This window comes from Xanthomonas albilineans, assembly GCF_009931595.1.
Taxonomy (GTDB): Bacteria; Pseudomonadota; Gammaproteobacteria; order Xanthomonadales; family Xanthomonadaceae; genus Xanthomonas_A; species Xanthomonas_A albilineans.
Genome location: NZ_CP046570.1, coordinates 3,667,755 through 3,689,872 on the forward strand (window position 1 = coordinate 3,667,755; position 22,118 = coordinate 3,689,872).

The window sequence follows — 22,118 nt, forward strand, 5'->3', positions numbered from 1 at the left end:
CTCCGCTTCCCACTCCACGTCGGCGAACTCGACCTCCATGCACGTCTTCTCGAATCTGCGTATCGGCCAACGCATGGCCCTGGGCTTCCTCTCGATCATCGTGCTGATGGTTCTGCTCACTGTCGTCGGCATCGAGCGCGTCCATAGCATCGACCAGCGCCTGACCGCCATCAACGCGGTCAATAGTGTCAAGCAGCGCTACGCGATCAATTTCCGCGGCAGCGTCCACGATCGCGCGATCGCACTGCGCGACGTGGTGCTGCTGGACGATCCGGCCAGCCGTCAAACCACCGAGGACTTGATCGACAAACTGGCCGCCGATTATGCGCGCTCGGCGCAGCCGCTCGACGCTCAACTGGCGGCCTCCAACGATCCCAAAGAACAGGCGATCCTGCAACGGATCAAGGCGGTCGAGCAGCGCACCATGCCGCTGATCGTGCAGGTGCGCAGCCTGCGCGACAGCGGCGACAAGGACCAGGCGAAAGCGCAGCTGTTGCAGCAGGCGCGTCCGGCCTTCGTCGACTGGTTAGCCAGCATCAACGCCTTCATCGACCTACAGGAAGCCAAGAACCGCCAGGCCGCCAAGGAAGCAATGGCCACCGCGCGCGGTTTCGCCGTGCTGATGGTCGGCTGCACCGTGCTGGCCTTGTTGCTTGGCTCCGGCATCGCCTTTCTGCTCACCCGCCGGGTGGTACTGCCACTGCGGCAGTCGCTGCGACTGGCCGAACGCATCGGCGCCGGCGACCTGAGCAGTCCCGACACATCCACCAGCAACGACGAATCCGGACAATTGCTACGGGCGATGCAGCAAATGCAGCGGCGCCTGCACGAGGTCATCTCGGCGCAACGCGAAATGGCCACGCGACACGATGCCGGCGCGATCAGCTACCGCATGGATGCGCAACGCTTCCCCGGCGAATACGGGCAGATGGTCGCCGACACCAACGCCCTGGTCGATGCCCATGTGCAGACACAGTTGCGTATCACCGAGGTCATGGGCCGCTACGCTGTCGGCGACCTGCGCCAGGAGATTGCGGACTACCCCGGCGAGAAGGCGGCGATCACCGCCACGATGCGCCAGGTCAAACAAAACCTGCATGCGATCAACGTGCAAATCCAGACGCTGGCCGAAGCCGCCTGCGCCGGCGACTTCGCCCACCGTGGGCAGCCGGAGAAATTCGAACATGCCTTCCGTACCATGGTCGAGAATCTCAACACGATGATGGCGACGGCCGATGCCAACCTGGGCAAGTTCTCGACACTGTTGCGCGGCATCTCCGAGGGCGACCTCACCGTGCGCATGTCCGGCAACTTCCACGGCGTGTTCGCCACGATGCGCGACGACGCCAACAGCACCGTGCACCGCCTCACCGACATCGTCGCCCACATCCAACGCACCACCAACAATATCGGCTTCGCCGCCGAGGATATCGCCAGCGGCAATCAGGAGCTGGCCCAGCGCAGCGAACAGCAAGCATCCAACCTGGAAGAAACCGCCGCCGCAATGGAGGAGCTAACCTCCACGGTGAAGCAGAATGCCGAACACGCCCAGCGTGCCAACCAGCTGGCGCTGGGCGCGGCCAGCGTGGCGACGGACGGACGCAACGTGGTGAGTCAGGCGGTGGAAACCATGAGCGGCATCGAGGCAGCGTCCAAACGCATCGCCGCCATCATCTCGGTCATCGATGGAATCGCCTTCCAGACCAATATCCTGGCGCTCAACGCCGCGGTGGAAGCGGCGCGCGCTGGCGAGCAAGGCAAGGGTTTCGCGGTGGTCGCCGCGGAAGTCGGCACCCTCGCTCACCGCGCATCCAGCGCCGCGAAGGAAATCAAGACCCTGATCGACGACTCGGTACAGCGTGTGAGCCATGGCGCCGCGCTGGTCCACAAGGCCGGCACCACCATGGACCAGTTGGTCACCAGCGTGCAGCATGTCACCGACATCATGGGCCACATCTCGGCTGCCTCACGCGAGCAAGCACAGGGCATCGAGCAGGTGAACCAAACCATCGCCAAGATGGACGAAACCACCCAAAAGGACGTGGCCCTGGTAGAAGAGGCCAGCACCGCAGCGCGCTCGCTGGAGGAACAATCGGCGCAACTCACCCAGGCGGTGGAAGTGTTCAAGGTCGGCGCCTACGTCTGAGTGCAGCCGGCGTTGCCGCCTGGCCTCGGCGGCAACGGGTGAACGCAAGGTGTCGGCCGGTGAGCGCCGGCGCCCGCCTAGCCACGGCATACGCCCACGTACAGGTTAGGATGGCGCCCTCCCACGTTCACCCCTTGCGCAGACTCCCGTGAAGGCCCGCACCTCCGACGCAGCCACGATGGCATGAGCCGCGCGTCGAACCGCGAGCCTGCCAGGGCACAATCCCACAACGAACGCTGGCAGCACTGGATCGCCTTGCTGCTCAGCGCGTTGCTGCATGTCCTGATGGCAGTGCTGCTGCTGTATGCCGCCAAGCCGACCATGTCCACACCGCAAGGCGCGGCCGGAGGCAGCCGGATCAAAGTCGACTTCATCGGCCAGACCAAGCGCCCCGATCACCCGGTGCCGCCGCGACCGACCCCGCCCCGTGCGCAAGCGCCAGCCCACCGACGTGCGGCGCGAGCCGCCAGCCCGGTGCAGTCCACCCTGGTCGCACACGCGGACGACCCGGTACCGCCGACCGATACCGCCAACCAACCAACCGAAAACGCCCCGCCCCCCTCCTCCGAGAAGCCGACGGCCGTCGCGGCACCCGTCCCCTCCCCAGCCCAGGACGCGCCAACGCCGAGCCAGGCCCAGACCACCGCCAGCACGCCACCACCGCCAACCGAGCGCCACCCTCAGACCTGGACCGGACGCCCGCCAGGGGCGCTCGACACCGACACCGCCCCGGACAATAGCGGCCTGACCAACGGCCCAGGCAACCACGGCAACCGGCACGACCTGGACGCCTCCCAGCCCAGCCTGGAAGTCGGCGGCTACCTCGTCTACTACGACCTGGGCAGCGAAACGCAGTTGCGCGCCTGGCAACGGCAGGGCATGAAGGAACTCTTCATCCTGCTGCCGGGGACCGAGTACCGCATGGTCTGTCCGCTGGAGATCGCGCTCACCCGTGGCTCCGGCAAGTGCCGCGCGCTGCCGCCGGACTCGCCCGAACTGAAGACGATCGGCGATGCACGCCAGGTCATCACCATGTTGCAGGTCTATCATCACGGCGAATTGGTCTGGCGCGGACCCGGCCCGTATCGCTGAGCGCGGATGCAAGATCGGCCTCCCGCGCCCTTAATACCTGCGTTGCCATCGCAACAGCCAGATGGCGAGAGTCGGCACGTGCCTCCTTAGCTAGCACCGCCAGCCATCACCGTGCGCGCCGGAAAAGTACGGTGTAGAAGCCAAGGGCGCGGAACGAAGACCGCGCAGCGTGTTGGCGTCCGAATCCACATCTGACCCTGCGGTGTTGTACAAGCACCACCGAGCCCCTGGCGCACACCGCCTGTGGTAACACCCGAGCAAACATTGCGCTTCTCTCACGACAGAGTGAAAAGCGATACAGCTCATAGAAATAGTGTGCACACGATACGTAACGGCCGCCGCCGCGATTATCTTAAAATCACAATTATTTAATGATGGAACATCCAAATCTGGGTTTGGCACGGCTGAAGCAGCATGACTGGACCATCACCCAGTTTTGACAAAGTAGGATAAAGTAAACACTAACCGTGCGGATTATCAACAAAATCTCACGCCGCCCTGGCAAACCATTGCCGTACTGTCAAGATACATTGATGCCTTTTCTTTTGTTGTTCTTCACTCGCCGCAGTCTATCGCCAAGTTGAATCGATACGGCAGATAAACATCTTAACTGCATTGTCTTAGAAATCATCGTATCGCCATAGTACCGTTTGACACCAGAACCACCCCACCAGACTGATTGGGATTTCAAACACGAGGATGTTTCCCATGGCTAAGCTACAAAACCGTCTTGCACTGAGTGCTCTTTCCGTCATGATCGCCGGAGCGCTGCTGCCCATGGCCGCGTCGGCATCGCCGGCGCGCGGTACCGTGCTCGAGAGCGCTGTCCTGGCCAATTACACCCGTAATGCGATCGCCACCCTGCTGGCCAACGGTCAAACCAACGACAAGGCCAAGTGCGATGTGCGCGTCGCCGAGTTCACCTATGCCACGATCGGCGTCAATGGCGAGCCCGCCACCGCTTCCGGGGTACTACTGATCCCCGGCGGCGAACAGTGCCACGGTCCTTTCCCGCTGGTGAGCTATGACCAGGGTACCGAGACGAAGCGCTCCGCCGAACAGGCCAAGGAAATTGTCGAAGAGGAGAAGGGCGACGACACCATGGTCACCCACCTAGCCACCCAAGGTTACGTGGTGGTAAGCAGCGATTACCTGGGCATCGGCCCCCGTTCCAACTATCCGTTCCACCCCTACCTGCACGCCGGCTCCGAAGCCAGCGCCACCATCGACGCGATGCGCGCGGCACGGCAGGTGTTGAAAAAGCTCAACACCCCGCTGTCGGGCAAGGTCATGCTGACCGGTTTCTCGCAGGGCGGCCATGCGGCCATGGCCACCCAGCGCGAGATCGAAGCACACCTGTCGAACGAGTTCAATTTGGTTGCCAGCGCCCCCATCTCCGGCCCATATGCACTCAGCCAGACCTTCCGCGACAGCTGGAGCGGTCGCAACGCCGTGGGCGAGAACACCTTCGGCATACTGCTGGCCAGCTACGCCATCGTCGGCATGCAGCACACCTACCAGAACGTGTATCAGCACCCATCGCAGGTGTTCCAGGATCCATGGGCCAACAAGGTCGAGGCGCTGTTCCCCGGCAAGTACGGCCTGATCGACCTGTTCGGCAGCGACATCCTGCCCGGTGTCGACAAAATCCACCGCTACTTCCAGCCGGGCTTCTACAACGACTTCGCCAAGAACATCAATAACCCGTTCCTGCGCGACTTGACCCGCAACAACGTGATCAACTGGGCGCCACGTACCCCGACCCTGCTATGCGGCTCCGACAACGACGCGACCGTGCCGCTGAAGAACGCCAAGACGGCCATCGCCGCGTTCAAGGCCAACGGCAGCAACCAGGTGTCCGTGCTCGATCTGGGCTCCGGCAATCCCAAGGACAACAGCGCGCTCGAGCACCTGGTGACCGAAGACGAGTGCACCATCGCCGTGCGCCAGGGGCTCTTCGACAAGTTGCGCTGAGCCAGCGGCGAAAGATCGCAGGGGCGCCGCTTCGCCGCGTTCCTGCGATCACATCAGCAAGTGAACGCTGCCGCGCCCGATCGGCGCGGCAGCAGGTAAGAATGCCGACAATGCCAGTTACCCGCATCGGCATCAGGCGGTCAACCGTCACGAGGCGCGCATTCTGAAAGCCGACCGCCATGGTCAGGCAACTCGCCTGCCCGCCGAAACGCGCCGAATCCATTTCTAATTGCAACATCTCTCCACCAAGGTGAGGTGTCTGGATGTCGAGAAGCGACTGTCATCGGAGTACTCGAAAGCGTCCCTTGATCCAAATCGAGAGTCGTCGCGAGTAACATGCGTGCTCGATATCCACGCGTCTGAACCGCTGTGACGCGACGCCGAGCCATGGGCATTGAGGTAAGACGACAGCATGTCCTCGATCACGACCACCAATGCGCCATGTCGGTCGCGTGCTCGTCTCCGCAGGTGACCTTAAAGATTGATCGAGGAAGGAAGACGACATCGACGTATCCGTGATCGTCGTGTCATATGGCGGTGATCGCATCAGCAGATTGATCCAAAGCATCATGACGATGTATGCCAACGCCTTCCGCCCGCCCCGCGTGCGTGTGGGCTGTCGGGCGACGCGGCCTGACCAAGGGCACGACTCTCTCCGACATCAAGCAAACTTGACTCCATTACACTGCCCTTTTGATGAATCCTCGGCCCCGACAGCGCGTCCGTCGGGAGGACGCCCGACGAGGCGCGATGGAAAACACGATCACAGCCTTCAAATTGACTCTTGCATTTGAATCTTGAGAACGACCTTCGCCATATTGGAAACATCCACAATGACCGACACGCCTACCGTCCCCGTTCTTTCCGCCATCGAGGCACGTGCACTCGGCTGTCTGATAGAGAAAGAGGCGACCACACCGGATGCGTATCCACTCACGGTCCATGCAACGGTGATGGCGGCCAATCAGAAAACCTCGCGTGAACCCGTGATGACGCTGAATTCAGGCGATGTGCAACATGCGCTACGCCAATTGGAAGCACGTGGCTTGGTCCGACAACAGTTCTCCTCGCGGGCGGAGCGCTACGAACATCGGGTGACCACAGCGCTGGATTTGACTCAGCAGCAGGTCGTGTTGCTCGGATTATTGTTGCTGCGTGGTCCGCAGACGGTCAATGAGTTGCTGCCGCGCGCCGAACGCATGGCGCGTTTTGCCGATGCCGAGGATGTCCGTCATTCATTGGAACGGCTAGTGCAACGTCAGTTGGCAATACTGTTGCCACGTGCCAGTGGACAACGGGAGGATCGCTATATGCACCTGCTCTGCGGGCCAGTCGATGCGCAGATGCTGGCGGCGACGTTCAAATCCCGCCCGACAGCATCGGCACACGATGAATTGGAACGACGCGTGCAAGCACTGGAAGCCGAAGTGGCAGCGTTGCGCGAGAGCGTGGCGCAGTTGCAGACACCACGGGCCATACCGTAGCGCTTCCAATGGTGAGCGTTACATGCACACGAGCGCGTCGCCAGATGGTAGTGCCGGTCCAGCCATGCTACGCAGGCGTGTGGGCGATCTGTGCCTGGTTGTTTGGCGGTCATGGCATGCGCTGTGGAGACGACAGCGGCGCCCAGGTGCAATCCCAACTGGTTCACCGCTTCACGCAATGTATCGGTATTCTGCTACCCATGCGCGCCTTTTTCCGACTTGCCCTGCTTGTGTCCTTGCTCGTGCTGGCCGGCTTCGCCGAGGCCAATGGCACCATCGAGAAGGTGAAGATCCAGGGCCTGGATAAAAAAGATGACGCCGCGATGATCCAGAACATCCAAGTGTCGCTCTCGCTGTACGAGACGATCGGCAAGGTTCAGGGCGAGTCGCGCCTGGAGTACCTGCTGAGCCAGGCCCAGCGGCAGACCCGTGAGGCATTGGAACCGTTCGGCTACTTCACTCCGACCATCAGCGTCGATGCACCGCGTCAGGACGACAAGCTGACCGTGGTGATCCGCGTGGACAAGGGCGAGCCGGTGCGGGTACGTCACTTCGAGGTCGCCATCACCGGCCCGGCCGAGGACGATCACTACCTGGGCGAAGATCTGAAGAACTTTCGTCCGCAAGCGCACGACATCTTCGTCAGCAATGTCTACGAAACCAGCAAGGTCACCATCACCCGGCGTCTGGCCGAGCGCGGCTACTTCGATGCCGACTTCACCCAACGCAAGGTCGAGATTACCCGCGCCGACCACGCCGCCGACATCGATCTGCGCTGGGACAGCGGCCGCCGCTACAACATGGGGCCGATCCGCTTCCATCAGGACTACTTCAACCCGCACCTGCTCGACCAGCTGGTGTACTGGAAAGAAGGCAGCTATTACCACGAGGGCAAGCTCGATCGCCTGCGCGAGTCGCTGCTGAAGCTCGACTATTTCAGCGCCATCGACATCCAGTCCAAACCAGAGGAAGCCGACGCCAAAGGCGACGTGCCGGTGGATGTCAAGCTCACCCTCGCCAAGCGCAGTATCTACACCAGCGGCCTCAGCTACGGGAGCGAGAGCGGCGCCGGTGTGCGCTTGGGCGTGGACCGTCGCTATGTCAACACGCGCGGGCACAAGCTCAGTGCACAGTTGGATTACGCGCAGAAGCGCAAAAGCTTCATCACTAGCTACCGAATTCCCGCATTTCGCTGGCTCGACGGTTGGTACACCGCCTCGTTTCGTGCCTACGACGAACAGACCGACTACATCGACCTGCGCAACGTCAAACTCACCGGCAGCCGCAGTGGCGAAATCAACGAGCACTGGATGGTGATCGCCTCGCTCAACGCGCTGCGCGAACGCTGGCGCTATGCCACCGACAAGGTATTCGATGGCGCGCTATACGAGACCTCGACACTGCTCTACCCGCAGATCGAGGCCAACTACGTGGGTGTGGACGACAAAGTGTTCCCGCGCAGCGGTTTCAGCGGTAACGTCAGCTTGCGCGGCGGCACCAAGGGGTTGGGCTCGGACGCCAGCTTCGCCCAAGCGCTGATGCGGGTGAACTGGTTCCATGGGTTTGGCGAGAACGATCGCCTGATCCTGCGCGGCGAAGCCGGTAGCACCTGGACCGACGCGCTGATGGCAATGCCACCGAGCCTGCGTTTCTTCGCTGGCGGCGACAACAGCATTCGCGGCTATGCGTTCCGCGAAGTCGGCCCGCGCACGCCGCGACCGGATCACTTCGCCCTCGGTGCCAAGTACATCCTCACCAGCAGTGCCGAGTACGAGCACTACTTCAACGGCGGGCCGTGGGGTGGAGCGGTGTTCGTGGACAGCGGCAGTGCCTTCGATACGACTCCAGATTGGCACACCGGCGTGGGCGTGGGCCTGCGCTGGCGTTCGCCGATCGGTCCGGTGCGCGTGGATATCGCCCACGGCTTGAACCGGCCCGATTCGCAGTTCCAGCTCTATCTCAACATCGGAGCCAACCTGTGAGCGGGTCAGCCGGTCTGTCCACGTCCGCAACGCCGCCGCGGGGGCCGCGCTTCTACCGGCGTCAACGCTTTTGGTGGGGATCGGCACTGACCATCGCTGGCCTGGGCGTGCTGGTGGTGATCGCCTTGTACTGGTTGCTGCAGACCGTGGCCGGCCGCGACGTGCTGCTGGCGCAGCTGGTGGCACGGCTGCCAGCCGACTCGAGCCTGACCTGGGAACGCGCCGACGGCCCGCTGGCCGGACCGTTGACCCTGTACAACTTGGATTTTCGCTATCACGAGATTCACTTCACCGCAGAGCGTGCGTTGCTGGATCCGTCTCTGCGTCCGCTGTTGGGGCGCAAGCTGCAATTGAATGCGCTGGAACTGCGCAACGCCACGCTCAACCTGGCCAAGAGCGATACCCCCTTTGAGCTGCCGCGCTGGCCGCAGTCGCTGCCGCAGATCGACATGCCGCTGGCATTGCAGGCCGACCGCATCGCCATCGATGGCCTGCGCATCACCCAAGCCCAGCAACCGCTGATCGCGATCCAGCGGCTGCGTGGCGCGGTGGAAGTGGCCAACGGCGAATTTCGCGCCACCCAGGTGACGATGAACAGCGACCGTGGCGATTTCCGTGTCGACGGCCACTACGTACCGGCGGACGACTACCAAACCGACCTCACCGCCAGTGCGGTGCTGCCGGCCGCGCGCGGGCGCACGCCGGCACGCCTGGGGCTGGTCGCGCGCGGCGACCTGGACAAGCTGACGGTGGCCATCGCCGGCAACGCACCGGCGCCATTGCGCGCCACGGTGGTATTGAGCGGTCGTCGCGATCCCAGCTGGACATTCGCCGCGCACAGCGCGTCCCTGGACCCCTCCTTGTTCCTGCCCGCAGACGCCGATGCCGGTGCCGCTGGCGTGCCGCTGGCGTTCGATCTGCGCGCGACGGGCAAGGGCGGCGACGCCACGCTGCAAGGCGAGGTGTCGCGCGATGGAAACAAGGTGGTGCTGGATCCATCCCGGTTACGCCTGGACAATCAGGTCCTCACCGTCACGCTCTTGCAACTGCACGCCTTCGATGGACAAATGCGACTGCGGGGCAACGCCGATCTGCGCGATCCGGCCAACACGCACCTATTTTTCTCGGTCAACGCCAGCGGCATGCGCTTTACGCCCGCGCCGGATCCATCCACGCCGCATGCGCCGGCGATCCCGATCACCCTGGTCGACGCCCACCTCGGCCTAGCGGGCAGCGTGCGGCAATGGGCCACCTACGGCGACGCCACCGTCGCGCGAGGCAAAGAAAGCGCCACGCTGCACCTGGATGTACGCGGTGACGATCAGCAGGCACAGTTGGCGCAGGTGCGGGCGCGCATGCCCAGCGGCACGCTCGACCTCGGCGGCCACGTCGCCTGGGCGCCGGACGTGCATTGGGACGTCCACGGCACGCTGGCGGGATTCGATCCGGGTTATTTCGCACCCGGCTGGGACGGCGCGCTGTCCGGCACGTTCGCCTCTCAGGGCAAACAATTGCCGACGCACGCCGATGGCAGCGCTGCCGGCTACCAGGCCACGCTGACTGTGCCGCGCCTGAGCGGGCGTCTGCGCAGCCGCCCGCTCGATGCCAAAGCCGCGCTGGCGTTGCAGGGCAAACAGGGCGAAGGCACGTTGCAGTTGCGCCTGGGCGATAGCCGGGTGCAGGCGCAGGGCAAGATCGGCGACCAACTCGATCTCGACGCGCAACTGCAACCCTTGCAACTGGCCGACCTGCTGCCTGGCGCGGCCGGCAGCCTGCACGGACGTGTGCAACTGAAAGGCCGTCCCGAGGCGCCCGACCTCAGCGCCGACCTCAGCGGCAGCGCGCTGAAATGGGACGGCAACAGCGCCGACAGCATCAGCCTGCGCGGACACCTGCCCTGGCGCGGCAGCGGTGGCGCATTGGCCTTGCGTGGCAGTGCGATCAACGCCGGCATGCTGCTGCAGACACTGCGTGTGGATGCGCGTGGCGCGGTGGAGAACCTGCAACTGGATGCGGACATCCACAATGACATGGGCGCACTGGCCCTGGCGGGACAGATCCGCCGCGACGGCGCGCGCTGGCAGGGTGCATTGAACACACTACGCATCGCGCCGGCCAAGGGCGAGCCCTGGCAATTGCAGCAAACGGCCAACGTTGCCGTGGCCGGCAGCGCCTTCACTTTGTCGCAGAGTTGCCTGGCGCCGCGCAGTGGCGGCGGCACGCTGTGCGTCTGGGCCGACTGGCCAAAGCAGGGGCTGACGCTGCACGGCGACGCCCTTCCGCTGGCATTGGTGCAACCATGGCTGCCGCCCAACAGCGGCCGCCAGATGTATCTGCGTGGCGATCTATCCATCGACGGCAATATCAAACCCGCCGGTCGCGCCTGGGAAGGCACACTGCGGCTGGCCTCGCGCGAAGGTGGCCTGCGCCTGGGCGACAAAGCGCATGACGAATTACTGCGCTACGACCAATTTAGTTTCGTCACCGATTTCGGCACCCAGCACATCCATTCCAAACTCGGCATCGGTTTCCAGGGCGATGGCTTCATCGATGCCACGGTCGACACCGGCTGGGAGGCATCCGCGCCGCTGGTCGGCGAGATCTACATGAACATGTCGCGGCTGTACTGGATGGAGTTGTTCTCGCCCGATCTGGTCCAACCCAAGGGCCTGGTCGCAGGCCATGTGAGCCTGCGGGGCACCCGCGCACAACCAGCGATGGGTGGGCAGGCCACGCTCAGTAATTTCACTGGCGAACTGCCTGCGCTCGGCCTGACCCTGAGCGAAGGCCAAGGCCGCTTCGACGCACAGCCGGACGGTTCGGCGCGCATCGTCGCCTCGGTGAAATCCGGCCAGGGCACGCTCAACGTCGACGGCGGATTATCCTGGTACGGCGACAGCACACCGTTGCAGTTGAATATCCACGGCAACAACGTGCTGGCCTCCAATACCGCCGAGTTGCGTGCCGTCATCAATCCCGACCTGCAATTCGGCATCGCCAATAAAACAATGCTGTTAAGCGGCCAGGTCACCGTGCCTTCGGCCGACATCAACCTGGAACGCTTGGATCGCGGCACGTCGCTCTCCGAGGACGTCGTGGTGCTGGATCCCGCCGATCCGCAAGCAACGGCGAGTTCACCGCTGGAAATGGACTTGCGGATAACCCTCGGCGATCAGGTCAAGATGGCGGGCTTCGGCCTCAAGGGCGCACTGACTGGCACGATGCAAGTGCGCTCGCGCCCGGGCCGCGAGATGACTGCCACCGGCGGTCTGGATGTCAGCGGCAAGTACAAGGCCTACGGCCAGGATTTGACGATCACGCGCGGTCAATTGGCCTGGAGCAACAATATCGTGTCCGACCCGCGCATCAATATCCGCGCCGAGCGCCAGGTCGCCGACGTCACCGCCGGGATCGACGTGACGGGCCGCGCCACCGCACCGCGTGCGGAAGTGTGGTCGGACCCGTCGATGTCGCAATCCGAAGCGATGTCTTATTTGGTGCTTGGCCGCAGCCTCGGCAACACCAGCAGCGACGAAGCCAATCAAGTCACCGCCGCCGCGAGCGCGTTGTCGGCCGGCAGCGGCCTGCTCGCCTCGCAGCTCGGTGGCAGACTCGGCTTCGATGATGCGGGTGTGAGTCAATCGCGCGCACTCGGCGGTTCGGTGGTTGGGTTCGGCAAATATCTCTCGCCGAAACTTTATGTCAGTTATGGCGTGTCGTTAATCGGCAGTGGTTCGGTACTGACCTTGAAATATCTGCTCGGCCACGGCTTCGACGCAGAGGTGGAATCGACCACGGTGGAGAACCGTGGCTCGCTCAATTGGCGGAAGGAGCGGTAGTTCTGCGTGTAGTTACATCAAATGATAGATAGGCAACGGAATATCTACGGAACCCTGGGGGATTCAGCCGCTTGGCGTCAGTGACACACAGCCGAGGGCACGCCGTTGCGGTCGATAATCAGAGATGCCGCTTGCTACCGTGTGTGCCGCGATCGGTCGGGTTCTGCTGTTAAAGGCCCCCGGGAGGGGGGCACACTGGTGGCGTCCAGGCTTGCTCGGCTCAGATCTAGCTTCTCAGCCCGATGTAGAAGAGGTGGCAGTTCAAGGCTTTTCCCAAACGTGCGCCCAGTACGGCATCCTTGCCGTAATGCGTCAACACCGCCGCCGAGCGGGCAGCGTAGATCGAATCAGACGCATGCGCTGGGCCATACGCTTACTCGCCCTGCGCCTGCGAGTAACCCCTGACCCCGTCGAATGCGTAGAGGTTCTCGGTCTTGACGGTTTCAAAGCCGGCCTCGGACAGGCGCAGCAGGAGCGAACAAATGTGCGCAGGCTTCAGCGTGGTTCCGTCCGCCGCCAGGAACCGGCACCGCCAATGGTCGGTCCGCGTGGTCTGCTGCAAGCCGCTCGGGTACACCTTCACCCCACGATTGGTGATCAGGGCCAGCCGGAGATCCGGACCTGCCAGTGCCTGCAATTGGTTGCCCAGCGTGTCGGCATCGCGTCCTGGATGATCCCAATGCACGAAGACATCCACGCCTTCCAGGGTTTTGGCGACCTTCGCACGTGCCGATTCGATGACCGGAGCGGCTGACTGTTTGGGCTGCTCTGGGTAATCAACGGCTGCGATTTGCTGTGGCTTTTGACCAAGACGCGCGATGACCGCGTCGGCAAATTCCTGCGTGCCGACTTGCCGCTGACTGTGAGAACCGAAAATATCGGCGGTATGCAGTCCCTCTTCGAGCGTGCGCAACCATGCATTGTGGATGGCGGTAGCCGCCGCCGGACGTTGCAGGTGGACGAGCATCATCACGGCGCTGAGCAGCAGGCCGGATGGGTTGGCGAGATCGCGCCCGGCAATATCCGGCGCCGAGCCGTGGACGGCTTCGAACATCGCGCAGTGGCGGCCGATATTGGACGAAGGGGCCAGACCAATGGATCCGGCCACCTCGGCGGCGACGTCCGACAGAATATCGCCGTAGAGGTTTGGAGTGACCACCACGTCGAAGCGACGCGGATCCACCGCCATTTTCGCCGTTCCGATATCGATAATCATGTGGTCATTGGCGATCTCTGGATATTCCTTCGCGATTTCATCGAACACACGATGGAACAGGCCGTCGGTCAACTTCATGATGTTGTCTTTGGTCATGCAGGTGACCTTGCCGCGGCCATGCGCACGTGCATACTCGAAGGCATAGCGCACGATCCGCTCGCAGCCCGGGCGGGACACCAGCTTCAGGCATTGCACGACTTCGTCGGTCTGCTGGTGTTCAATGCCGGCATAGGTGTCTTCCTCGTTCTCGCGCACGATGACCACGTCCATGCCCGGGTGATGCGTGGCGACGAAGGGGTGGTAGGCCACGCAGGGGCGCAGGTTGGCGTACAGACCGAAGGTCTTTCGCAGCGAGACATTCACGCTCTTGTAGCCGCCGCCCTGAGGCGTGGTGATCGGCCCCTTGAGCAGCACGCCGTGCTCGGTGACCGCATCGATGACACTGCGATCGAAGCCTGCCGCGTGCCCTGCCCGGTACGCCTCAAGCCCGACGGTGAGTGGCGTGAACGACAGCCCTGGGTCTGCTGCCGTCAGGATCTTCAGCACCGCACGGGTGATTTCCGGGCCGATGCCGTCCCCTTCGGCCACGGCAATGGTCCGGGCGGGCAGGCGAACGGCGGCTGGGTTGGGCAGTGCTGACATGCGATCTCCTATACACGATATGTGTGTCGTGCATTATAGATCGCGTTACATGGTTCGCGTCAATAGGCTAGGCTTTCGACCATAGTGTATCCGGGACGAACGGTATGGACCCCAGCGGCTGGACCTTCTTCAGCAATCACAGCCATGTGCTCTTTTGTCTAGCCGCGGACCCGCAGCAGACATTGCGGGAAGTGGCGACCAAGGTCGGCATTACCGAGCGGGCCGTCCAGCGCATCGTGGCCGAACTCGAAGCGGCCGGGGTACTACAGCGCCAGCGCGACGGGCGCCAAAACACCTACCGCATCGTTCGCGGGGTGCCGCTCAGGCACCCGCTGGAAGCGCATTGCCGCATCGGCGATCTGATCGACGTGGTGGTGGAGCGGCGGCCGCCCGATTCTGAGTAGCCCCCCTCCACCGCACTGCCCGCATCACAACGGCATGCTGGAACGAATGATAAGTACCCTGAAGGAACAGGGCGTTCACCGGCACCGCTTCGAACCTCAGGTGCATGCCCTGCGCGTGATCGGCGATTGAATGGCCTTCTACAACCGCCAGCGCCCACACCCACATCCACACCAAGCACTCAGGATGCAAACCCCAGATGCAGCCTGTGCCACTACATTAACCGCATGCGCTGTGCAGGAACCGATGGGTTATTACAGACGCACCGTCGTCTGGCGAGAGACGTGAATCGATCCGCATCCGCACATAAATCCTCATTGCAAGGGGCGCGGCTTGGCCTGCCGATACTGGTGCTTGCTGCCCGTCCGCTGCCCATTGGAATCGATATCGGCGCATATACGGCCACCGCAAATGACCGCATCGGATGCGGAATAGGCTTGGAGGATAGGGATCGCGTTTTCGTAGCGCTGGAGTTCTTCCCTGACAACCGAAAGTTCGCGGCGGTAATAACCTAATACAGCCCAACCGACGAGAAGAACGAGCAGCAGGATCACACCTGCGGCAACAAACCACAGCCACACGGTTTTGTTGGCTTTTTGCAACTGCGCAGACGTGGCCGATACGGCGCGGTCGTATCGTGCCGCAACCGGCGCGACCGCGTCCTTGGCTTCCTTGGCAATCTGAGAGCTTGCTCCAACCACAATGTTATCTACACGGCGATGTAACTGCGCGAGATCGCCTTGCAATGCCTGCATTTGTTGATCGAAGGTGGCCTGCATACGTGCCTCACGTTGCTCGAACTTGGCCATCAACGCCGATTGCAGCTTGAGCGTGCTTTGAAGCGATGTCAGTAGGCTGGGGAGTTCTTGCTCGCTGGACATGTGCGTTCCGATGCCGATGGGCTATCACATTTTCATGATGGGACCTTGGATCTGCCTGGCTGTTTCTTGCTGCTGGAGTTCTTCTCGCTGCTGTGCCGCAACCAGATCACGTCCTAATTGCGCGTAGGCTTGGACTTGAGGTGACTGTTCGATTTGTGCGGATACACGCGAAATCTCGGCATCATCGTTAGCCAACAACGAGGCAGCCAGTCGATCGAGATCGTGGTCGCCCGTACCGAAAGCTTGCCTTCCGTGTTGTCCCTCTTGCGGTGTATTGTCGAGGCTGCTATGCAAAGAACCTGATCGCGATTTCTTCTCGTCGTTTGGATCAAGCGGGACGGTAGGCTCGCCGGATTGCGGAGGCTTGATTTTACGATCGTCACCGTCGTACCACTGCTTGCCGTCGAACCGATAGCCACTCCGGCTGGACGCGAGCCCAACGTCTTGATACAAGTTCTCGCCGAAGTCAGGCGCATCTACTTTTTTACCGTCTTTGCCTAGCGGCAGTGACGGGGCAACATCGGCGGCCTTCAATAGCGTGCTGGCGACACCGTTGCTATTGTTGTACAGCGGTGAATATTCAAGCTTTGCATCGTTGATCTGTTTTCCTGCCGCAAGCGCCGAATGCAGCTTCCGCTCAAGTTCCTGATCGGTTCCTCGCCACACGACCAAGCGTTCGTGCTTTTCCCCAGGGAGCGGCCAATCTGGCGCGACTTCCTGTTGCACAACGACGTTTCCTTGCGCATCTCGAAACAGAGCTGGGTCATCGGGCTTGGCTTGATCGACCGGTATTGGGCGAATGGACCCATCGGTTTGCCTCTGGTACACGGCGTTGTATGGCGGAACATAGGGCGCGGTATCAACGCGGATGTTGCCAAATTTGTCGGAACCTAGCAGCGTACTTTCTACGAAATTGGTTAGATCGTTACCTTCTGTGCGCGCATCCGGGCCACCACGGACGACCATTTGACTACCATCGGATCGTTGGAATATGAGATATGCATGCCGTCGGTCAGCGGCAACGGGGCTTGTCCCCACGATAATTTTTGCTTCATCTCCTGGCATTGCTAGCCCCCAATTTCTCTCGGTGTGCGTGCCACCTCAAAGTCGGTGACCAATGCGCCATCTTTGGAATTCAGTGTGACGAACCAATTGATCGGGGTGGCTGGAGCCGTTATACGCTGGTGCGGTGGTGGAGATGCCGGTGTCGAGCGAAGGCACAGGACCGACGATTGGAATTTTCCCGACGCTGGCTCAGCAGGCTTGCAAGAGAAGCCTCGCGCGCCAAGGGCTCGCATGGCATCCGCAAGCGTCATCTCGGGAACGATCCAGTGCCCGATCTGGGTCTTGGCCTCTGTCGTGGATTGCTGATCTCGAAATGGTTCGGTCGATGTCGATGTGTCCGCATTGCTCATGGCAGTGCATCCTGTCGCAGCTGAGATGGAGACTAAAAAAAGCAGGATGGGGCGTAAAAGGCGCGAGGCAGATCCGCGCCAGGCATTCTTCTGACCAGCCGTGTCGCATGTCCGATGATGACGAGTCATTGCAATGGGGCCTTGCTATTACCCTGTCTTAAAATGCAGTCTAACCCAATAATTTAACCCGCTCATTTCCAATTTCTACAGCGCTGGTACAGTGTAATCATAGAAGCCAGTTGCGAACCACCAGACTAGTGTCCATGGTGCAGCGCGATCCAATGGAGGACGTTGACCGCCCCGACGGCGGCTCGACGCAGCTCAGTCCTGACGCTTGCAAGGTGCATCGCGCCCAAACAAACGACCCAGGCGCGAGCGTGGTGGGCACGGTGGCGGGGCTGCCGTTTGCGTCGCCTTCGCCGCGGCGGCCGCCGCCGCCGCGCGTTGCTGCTGCAATTGCGCCAGCATGGCTTTGATCTGCGGCATCGCCGCTAATGCGGCTTTCTCGCCTTCCAGAATCGCCGCGTTGCGCTGCGCGAAATCCGCCGCGCCGATCTCGTTGACCTTGGGCCGGATCACAATGTCTGCACGCGCAAGTTCCTGCTGACCCAAGCGCTGCCCCATGATCGCAATCGTTTGGTTGACGATGCCGAACATGCCGCTTGGATTCTTGCCGCTGGCCTTGCTGGAAATGTCCACGGCAATCACCACGTCGGCGCCGAGTTGGCGCGCGGCGTCCACCGGCACGGGGCTGACCACGCCGCCATCGACATAGTGGTACTTGCCGATGGCGACCGGCTCGAACACGCCGGGAATACTGCTGGAAGCACGCACCGCCTGGCCGGCGTTACCACGCACGAACACGGTGCGCTCGCCGTCCTCCAAACGCGTGGCCACCGCAGCGAATGGTCGTGCGAGTTTTTCGATCGGTGTGTACTTGAGTTGCGTGTTGACATAGTCCTGAAGCGCCTGGCCCTGCATCAATCCGCCGGAGAACAGGCGCATATCGCGGATGCTGCGTTCGTCCAGCGCCTCCGCCGCCTGCTGTAACTGGAACGCGTCCATGCCACTGGCGTACAGCGCGCCGACCACGCTGCCGGCGCTGGTGCCGGAGACCACCACCGGTTCCAGGCCGTTGGCCTGCAGCATTTTGATGACACCGATGTGGGCGAACCCCTTGGCCGCGCCACCGCCGAGGGCGATACCGATCCGCAACGGTTTGGTTGCCGGCGCCGGTACAAGATCGCGGACCACCGGCGCTGGCGCGGCGGGCTTGGGCTCGCCGCCGCAGGCGCCGAGCAGGCAGACCAGGGACACAGACAGCAGGAAACGCGAGCGACGAAAGGCGGTCATGGCAGAGGTCGTGCTGAAGTGTGATGTGGGTGAGCGGAGGAGCATACACGCCGTGACCTTGCCCGCCGGTAAGCCGTTCGGTGAGCGGACGGCGACAGCGGCGATGGACGGCAGATCGTCCAATGAGTCGAACTGCGCGTTGCCGCACGCGGTATGCGCTATGAAATTCGTTGTCCGCCTACACCCCGATTGGTATCTTGCCGCCATGCATTCGACACAACAGACACCTTGCGGTGAGAGCTCGTCCCGATCACTGGATCACCTGCCATGAGGCGCCCGCCATTGCGGTCCCTGTCGATGTTCCTGCTGTGCGCAGCGTTTCCCTGCCACGCGCTTAATGCCGTGGCAGTGAAGCAGGACGTGGACGGCGTCCTCGAACAGCACTATCCGCAGCTTGAGGCGCTGTACAAGAGCGTGCACCAGCATCCCGAGCTCGGTTTCGAGGAAACCGCGACCGCGCAACGGCTTGCAAAGGAAATGCGCGCGCTGGGCTTCCAGGTCAACGAGGGCATCGGCAAGACCGGGCTGGTGGCGATCTATCGCAACGGTCCCGGGCCGACGGTCATGGTGCGCACCGAACTGGACGCGCTGCCGATGCGCGAAACCACCGGCTTAGCGTACGCCAGCACCGTGCATCTGCACTCCAAGGATCGGGACACCTACGTGGCGCACAGTTGCGGCCACGACATTCACATGGCGATCTGGGTCGGCACGGCCACGGCGTTGCTGCAGTTGCGCACGCAGTGGCACGGCACGCTGATGTTCATCGCCCAGCCAGCGGAGGAAAAGGGTCGCGGCGCGCAGGCGATGCTCGACGACGGCCTGTTCGCCCGGTTCGGCAAGCCGGACTATGGCTTTGCGCTGCATGTCGGCCCGGGTCCGTATGGCCATGTCTACTACAAGCCCGGCGCGATGACCTCCAACTCCGACTCGCTCGAGGTGGTGTTCGAAGGCAAGGGTGGGCACGCGGCGATGCCGGCGGCGACGATCGACCCGATTCTCATCGCCGCGCGCTTCGTGGTCGACGTGCAGAGCGTAATCAGCCGCGAAAAGGACCCGGCGGCATTCGGCGTGGTCAGCATCGGGACGTTCAACGCGGGCGATGCCGGCAACGTCATCCCCGACCGCGCGCAGCTGCGCGGCACCATTCGCAGTTACGATCCGCAGGTCCGCGACAAGTTGCTCGATGGCGTACGCCGCACCGCGCTTGCCAGCGCCCAGATGGCCGGCGCGCCCGTGCCGCAGATCGCGTTGGGTGCGCACGGTTCCAAGGCGGTGATCAACGATGCGGCGCTGGCCGAGCGCACCGGCACGGTGTTCGCGCAGGCGTTCGGGAGCGATGCCGAACGCCAGAGCGAACCGAGCGCGGCCAGCGAAGACTACTCGGCCTTCATCGCAGCCGGCGTGCCATCGTTGTACTTCAGTATCGGCGGACTCGACCCGCAGTGGCTGCAACAGGCCAAACAAAAAGGCGAACGCATTCCGGTCAACCATTCGCCGGATTTCGCGCCGGTCCCGCAGCCCAGCATCCGCACCGGCGTGGAAGCGATGACGCTGGCGGTCATGAACGCGATGCCGCCAGCACCCTGAGCGGCGCGGCGCCGGGCGTACAGCCGGGGCGCCGCGCGCGGTGGCACTTCAAAAGTTATTGTCGCCGTCCAGCATGCGGCCGAAGTTGCCCAGCACCGAGCCTTCGTCGCGGTTCTGCCTGCCGCCCTGCGGCGCGGCGGCGAACATCCGCGCGGCCAGGCGCGAGAACGGTAGCGATTGCAGCCACACCTTGCCGGGACCGGTCAGCGTGGCGAGGAACATGCCTTCGCCACCGAAGAGCATGCTCTTGATCCCGCTGACCGTGCGCACGTCCATGTCCACCGTAGCGTGGAAGGCGACCACGCAGCCGGTGTCCACCTCCACACGCTCGCCGGCCGCCAATTCGCGTTCGACCACGCAACCGCCGGCATGCACGAAGACCCAACCATCGCCCTCCAGCTTCTGCATGACGAATCCTTCGCCGCCGAACAGGCCGGTCATGATCTTGCGCTGGAAGTGGATCCCCAGCGACACCCCGCGCGCGCCGGCCAGGAAGCTGTCCTTTTGGCAGATCAGGCAACCGCCATGTTGGTCCAGCTTCATCGCCAATACCGTGCCGGGATACGGCGCGGCGAAGGCCACCTTGGCCTTGCCCTGGCCCTGATGGGTGAACACGGTGGTGAACAAGGTCGCGCCCGTCACCAGACGCTTGCCCGCCGAGAGCAGCTTGCCCATCAGCCCGCCTTGATTGGCAGAGCCGTCGCCGAACACGGTGTCCATCTGCACCGCGGTGTCCTTGAACATCAGCGCGCCGGCTTCGGCCACCGCGCTTTCGCCAGGGTCCAGTTCGATCTCCACGAATTGCATCTCGTGCCCGACGATGCGGTAGTCGATGGCGTCGGATCTGCCCGCGGGCGGCGGTGGCAGATCCGGGGGCATGCCGCCGATGCCGCTGTCACGCAGGCCGTCGATCTGAGCGACCGGTTGCCAATTACTCTGGCCCTGGCACCAGGCCAGGGCGTTGGGGTGGTTGCGCGCGAACGCGATCGCGGCGGCGGTGTCGAACGGCCCGGAGCGGGTCTGTTCGCTGCCGGTGAGGAAGTACCACTGGGGCATGTCTGCAGGTCCTTGGCGGAAGTCGGCGACGAGTCTAGCCTGCCGCGCGCAGACTCAGTGCACCGATTTGGCCGGGCGCAACAGACTCAGCACCACAGTGGCCCCGATCACCGCCACCACCGCGCTCAACGACACCCATACCGGAATTTTGTACAGCTCGATGATCAGCATCTTGATGCCAATGAACACCAGCACGATTGCCAGGCCATAAGGCAGCAGGTGGAAGCGCTCGGCCATGCCCGCCAGCAGGAAGAACATCGCACGCAGGCCCAACACCGCGAACACGTTGGAGGTCAGCACGATGAACGGGTCGGTGGTGATCGCGAAGATCGCCGGGATGCTGTCCACCGCGAAGATCACATCGGTGATGGCGATCAGTATCAGCACCGCGAACAGCGGGGTGAACCAGCGCTTGCCTTCCTGGGTCAGGCTCAGCGCGTTGCCGTGGTACTGCGCGGTCAGACGCAGGTGTTTGCGCATGAAGCGCAGCACCGGGTTGGCCTCCAGGTCCGGTTGCTTGCCCGCCGAATACCACATTTTGATGCCGGTCAGCAGGAGGAACGCACCGAACAGGTATAGCAGCCAGTGGAACTTGCTCAGCAACACCGCGCCAGCGAAGATCATCACCGCGCGCAACACGATCGCGCCGAGCACGCCGATGACCAGCACACGCTGGCGCTGCTCTTCCGGCACCGCGAAATAGCCCATGAGCATCAGGAACACGAAGATGTTGTCGACCGCCAGCGATTTTTCGACCAGGTAGCCGGTCAGAAACTCCAGTGCGTAACGATTGCCGGTGGCCGTGTCGATGGCCTCGCGCAGGTACCACCACAGTCCGGCATTGAACGCCAGCGCCAGCGCGATCCAGCCCAGGCTCCACCACAGCGCTTCCTTGAAGGTGACCTTGTGCGGGCCGCCGTGGCGCATCAGCACCAGGTCCACCAGCAGCGCCACGACCACCACGATCGCGAAACCGCTCCACAACCACACGTTGCCTATCGTTTGCATTGGGAATTTTCCGTCAGTGAACAGGGAAACTCGGGGCC

At 62.8% G+C, this 22,118-nt stretch carries 14 protein-coding genes; 8 read left to right on the forward strand and 6 right to left on the reverse strand.

Annotation, left to right across the window (positions count from 1 at the left end; all coding sequences use genetic code 11):
• Nucleotides 1-37 precede the first annotated feature (37 nt).
• From XaFJ1_RS15380 to XaFJ1_RS15405, 6 genes are all read left to right on the forward strand, one after another.
• Nucleotides 38-2,146, forward strand: coding sequence for a methyl-accepting chemotaxis protein (locus tag XaFJ1_RS15380; protein WP_012917603.1), 2,109 nt, complete (start codon nt 38-40; stop codon nt 2,144-2,146).
• Nucleotides 2,147-2,329: 183 nt separating this feature from the next.
• Complete coding sequence (locus XaFJ1_RS15385; RefSeq protein WP_012917604.1) at nt 2,330-3,238, forward strand: hypothetical protein; 909 nt, start codon at nt 2,330-2,332, stop codon at nt 3,236-3,238.
• Between the two features lie 708 nt (nt 3,239-3,946).
• Complete coding sequence (locus XaFJ1_RS15390; protein WP_012917605.1) at nt 3,947-5,212, forward strand: lipase family protein; 1,266 nt, start codon at nt 3,947-3,949, stop codon at nt 5,210-5,212.
• Nucleotides 5,213-6,045: 833 nt separating this feature from the next.
• The gene (locus XaFJ1_RS15395) at nt 6,046-6,696 is read left to right on the forward strand and encodes a YceH family protein (protein ID WP_012917606.1); all 651 of its coding nucleotides are present in this window, start codon (nt 6,046-6,048) and stop codon (nt 6,694-6,696) included.
• Between the two features lie 200 nt (nt 6,697-6,896).
• Complete coding sequence (locus XaFJ1_RS15400; protein ID WP_012917607.1) at nt 6,897-8,678, forward strand: autotransporter assembly complex protein TamA; 1,782 nt, start codon at nt 6,897-6,899, stop codon at nt 8,676-8,678.
• A gap of 14 nt (nt 8,679-8,692) precedes the next feature.
• Entirely contained in the window at nt 8,693-12,517 is a 3,825-nt protein-coding gene (locus XaFJ1_RS15405; RefSeq protein WP_045757458.1) for a translocation/assembly module TamB domain-containing protein, read from the forward strand.
• 373 nt (nt 12,518-12,890) lie between these two features.
• Here XaFJ1_RS15405 and XaFJ1_RS15410 read toward each other — a convergent pair whose 3' ends face one another.
• The gene (locus XaFJ1_RS15410; RefSeq protein WP_012917609.1) at nt 12,891-14,375 is read right to left on the reverse strand and encodes an NADP-dependent isocitrate dehydrogenase; all 1,485 of its coding nucleotides are present in this window, start codon (nt 14,373-14,375) and stop codon (nt 12,891-12,893) included.
• A gap of 104 nt (nt 14,376-14,479) precedes the next feature.
• On the opposite strand from XaFJ1_RS15410, the gene XaFJ1_RS15415 reads away from it, so the two are divergent.
• Complete coding sequence (locus XaFJ1_RS15415; RefSeq protein ID WP_012917610.1) at nt 14,480-14,779, forward strand: winged helix-turn-helix domain-containing protein; 300 nt, start codon at nt 14,480-14,482, stop codon at nt 14,777-14,779.
• Nucleotides 14,780-15,091: 312 nt separating this feature from the next.
• Here XaFJ1_RS15415 and XaFJ1_RS16310 read toward each other — a convergent pair whose 3' ends face one another.
• From XaFJ1_RS16310 to XaFJ1_RS15430, 3 genes are all read right to left on the reverse strand, one after another.
• On the reverse strand, nt 15,092-15,658 hold the full coding sequence (locus XaFJ1_RS16310) for a hypothetical protein (protein WP_012917611.1): 567 nt from the start codon (nt 15,656-15,658) through the stop codon (nt 15,092-15,094).
• A 24-nt stretch (nt 15,659-15,682) separates the two neighbouring features.
• A complete protein-coding gene (locus XaFJ1_RS16315) occupies nt 15,683-16,624 on the reverse strand; it encodes a hypothetical protein (RefSeq protein WP_230598105.1) in 942 nt (313 codons plus the stop codon).
• Nucleotides 16,625-17,394: 770 nt separating this feature from the next.
• Complete coding sequence (locus XaFJ1_RS15430; protein ID WP_012917614.1) at nt 17,395-18,426, reverse strand: patatin-like phospholipase family protein; 1,032 nt, start codon at nt 18,424-18,426, stop codon at nt 17,395-17,397.
• Between the two features lie 342 nt (nt 18,427-18,768).
• Here XaFJ1_RS15430 and XaFJ1_RS15435 point away from each other — a divergent pair, with 342 nt between their 5' ends.
• Nucleotides 18,769-20,016 (forward strand): amidohydrolase, encoded by a 1,248-nt coding sequence (locus XaFJ1_RS15435; protein WP_230598518.1) that lies wholly within the window; start codon nt 18,769-18,771, stop codon nt 20,014-20,016.
• 48 nt (nt 20,017-20,064) lie between these two features.
• Here the strand turns inward: XaFJ1_RS15435 and XaFJ1_RS15440 are convergent, their stop codons facing one another.
• Both XaFJ1_RS15440 and XaFJ1_RS15445 read right to left on the reverse strand, forming a co-directional pair.
• A complete protein-coding gene (locus tag XaFJ1_RS15440) occupies nt 20,065-21,072 on the reverse strand; it encodes a TIGR00266 family protein (RefSeq protein ID WP_012917616.1) in 1,008 nt (335 codons plus the stop codon).
• 54 nt (nt 21,073-21,126) lie between these two features.
• On the reverse strand, nt 21,127-22,080 hold the full coding sequence (locus tag XaFJ1_RS15445; RefSeq protein WP_012917617.1) for a TerC family protein: 954 nt from the start codon (nt 22,078-22,080) through the stop codon (nt 21,127-21,129).
• Between the last annotated feature and the right edge of the window lie 38 nt (nt 22,081-22,118).

Coding starts and splice junctions, on each gene's coding strand:
- XaFJ1_RS15380 (WP_012917603.1), top strand. CDS start 38: ATGCACGTCTTCTCGAATCTGCGTATCGGCCAACGCATGGCCCTGGGC.
- XaFJ1_RS15385 (WP_012917604.1), top strand. CDS start 2,330: ATGAGCCGCGCGTCGAACCGCGAGCCTGCCAGGGCACAATCCCACAAC.
- XaFJ1_RS15390 (WP_012917605.1), top strand. CDS start 3,947: ATGGCTAAGCTACAAAACCGTCTTGCACTGAGTGCTCTTTCCGTCATG.
- XaFJ1_RS15395 (WP_012917606.1), top strand. CDS start 6,046: ATGACCGACACGCCTACCGTCCCCGTTCTTTCCGCCATCGAGGCACGT.
- XaFJ1_RS15400 (WP_012917607.1), top strand. CDS start 6,897: ATGCGCGCCTTTTTCCGACTTGCCCTGCTTGTGTCCTTGCTCGTGCTG.
- XaFJ1_RS15410 (WP_012917609.1), bottom strand. CDS start 14,375: ATGTCAGCACTGCCCAACCCAGCCGCCGTTCGCCTGCCCGCCCGGACC.
- XaFJ1_RS15415 (WP_012917610.1), top strand. CDS start 14,480: ATGGACCCCAGCGGCTGGACCTTCTTCAGCAATCACAGCCATGTGCTC.
- XaFJ1_RS16310 (WP_012917611.1), bottom strand. CDS start 15,658: ATGTCCAGCGAGCAAGAACTCCCCAGCCTACTGACATCGCTTCAAAGC.
- XaFJ1_RS16315 (WP_230598105.1), bottom strand. CDS start 16,624: ATGGTCGTCCGTGGTGGCCCGGATGCGCGCACAGAAGGTAACGATCTA.
- XaFJ1_RS15430 (WP_012917614.1), bottom strand. CDS start 18,426: ATGACCGCCTTTCGTCGCTCGCGTTTCCTGCTGTCTGTGTCCCTGGTC.
- XaFJ1_RS15440 (WP_012917616.1), bottom strand. CDS start 21,072: ATGCCCCAGTGGTACTTCCTCACCGGCAGCGAACAGACCCGCTCCGGG.
- XaFJ1_RS15445 (WP_012917617.1), bottom strand. CDS start 22,080: ATGCAAACGATAGGCAACGTGTGGTTGTGGAGCGGTTTCGCGATCGTG.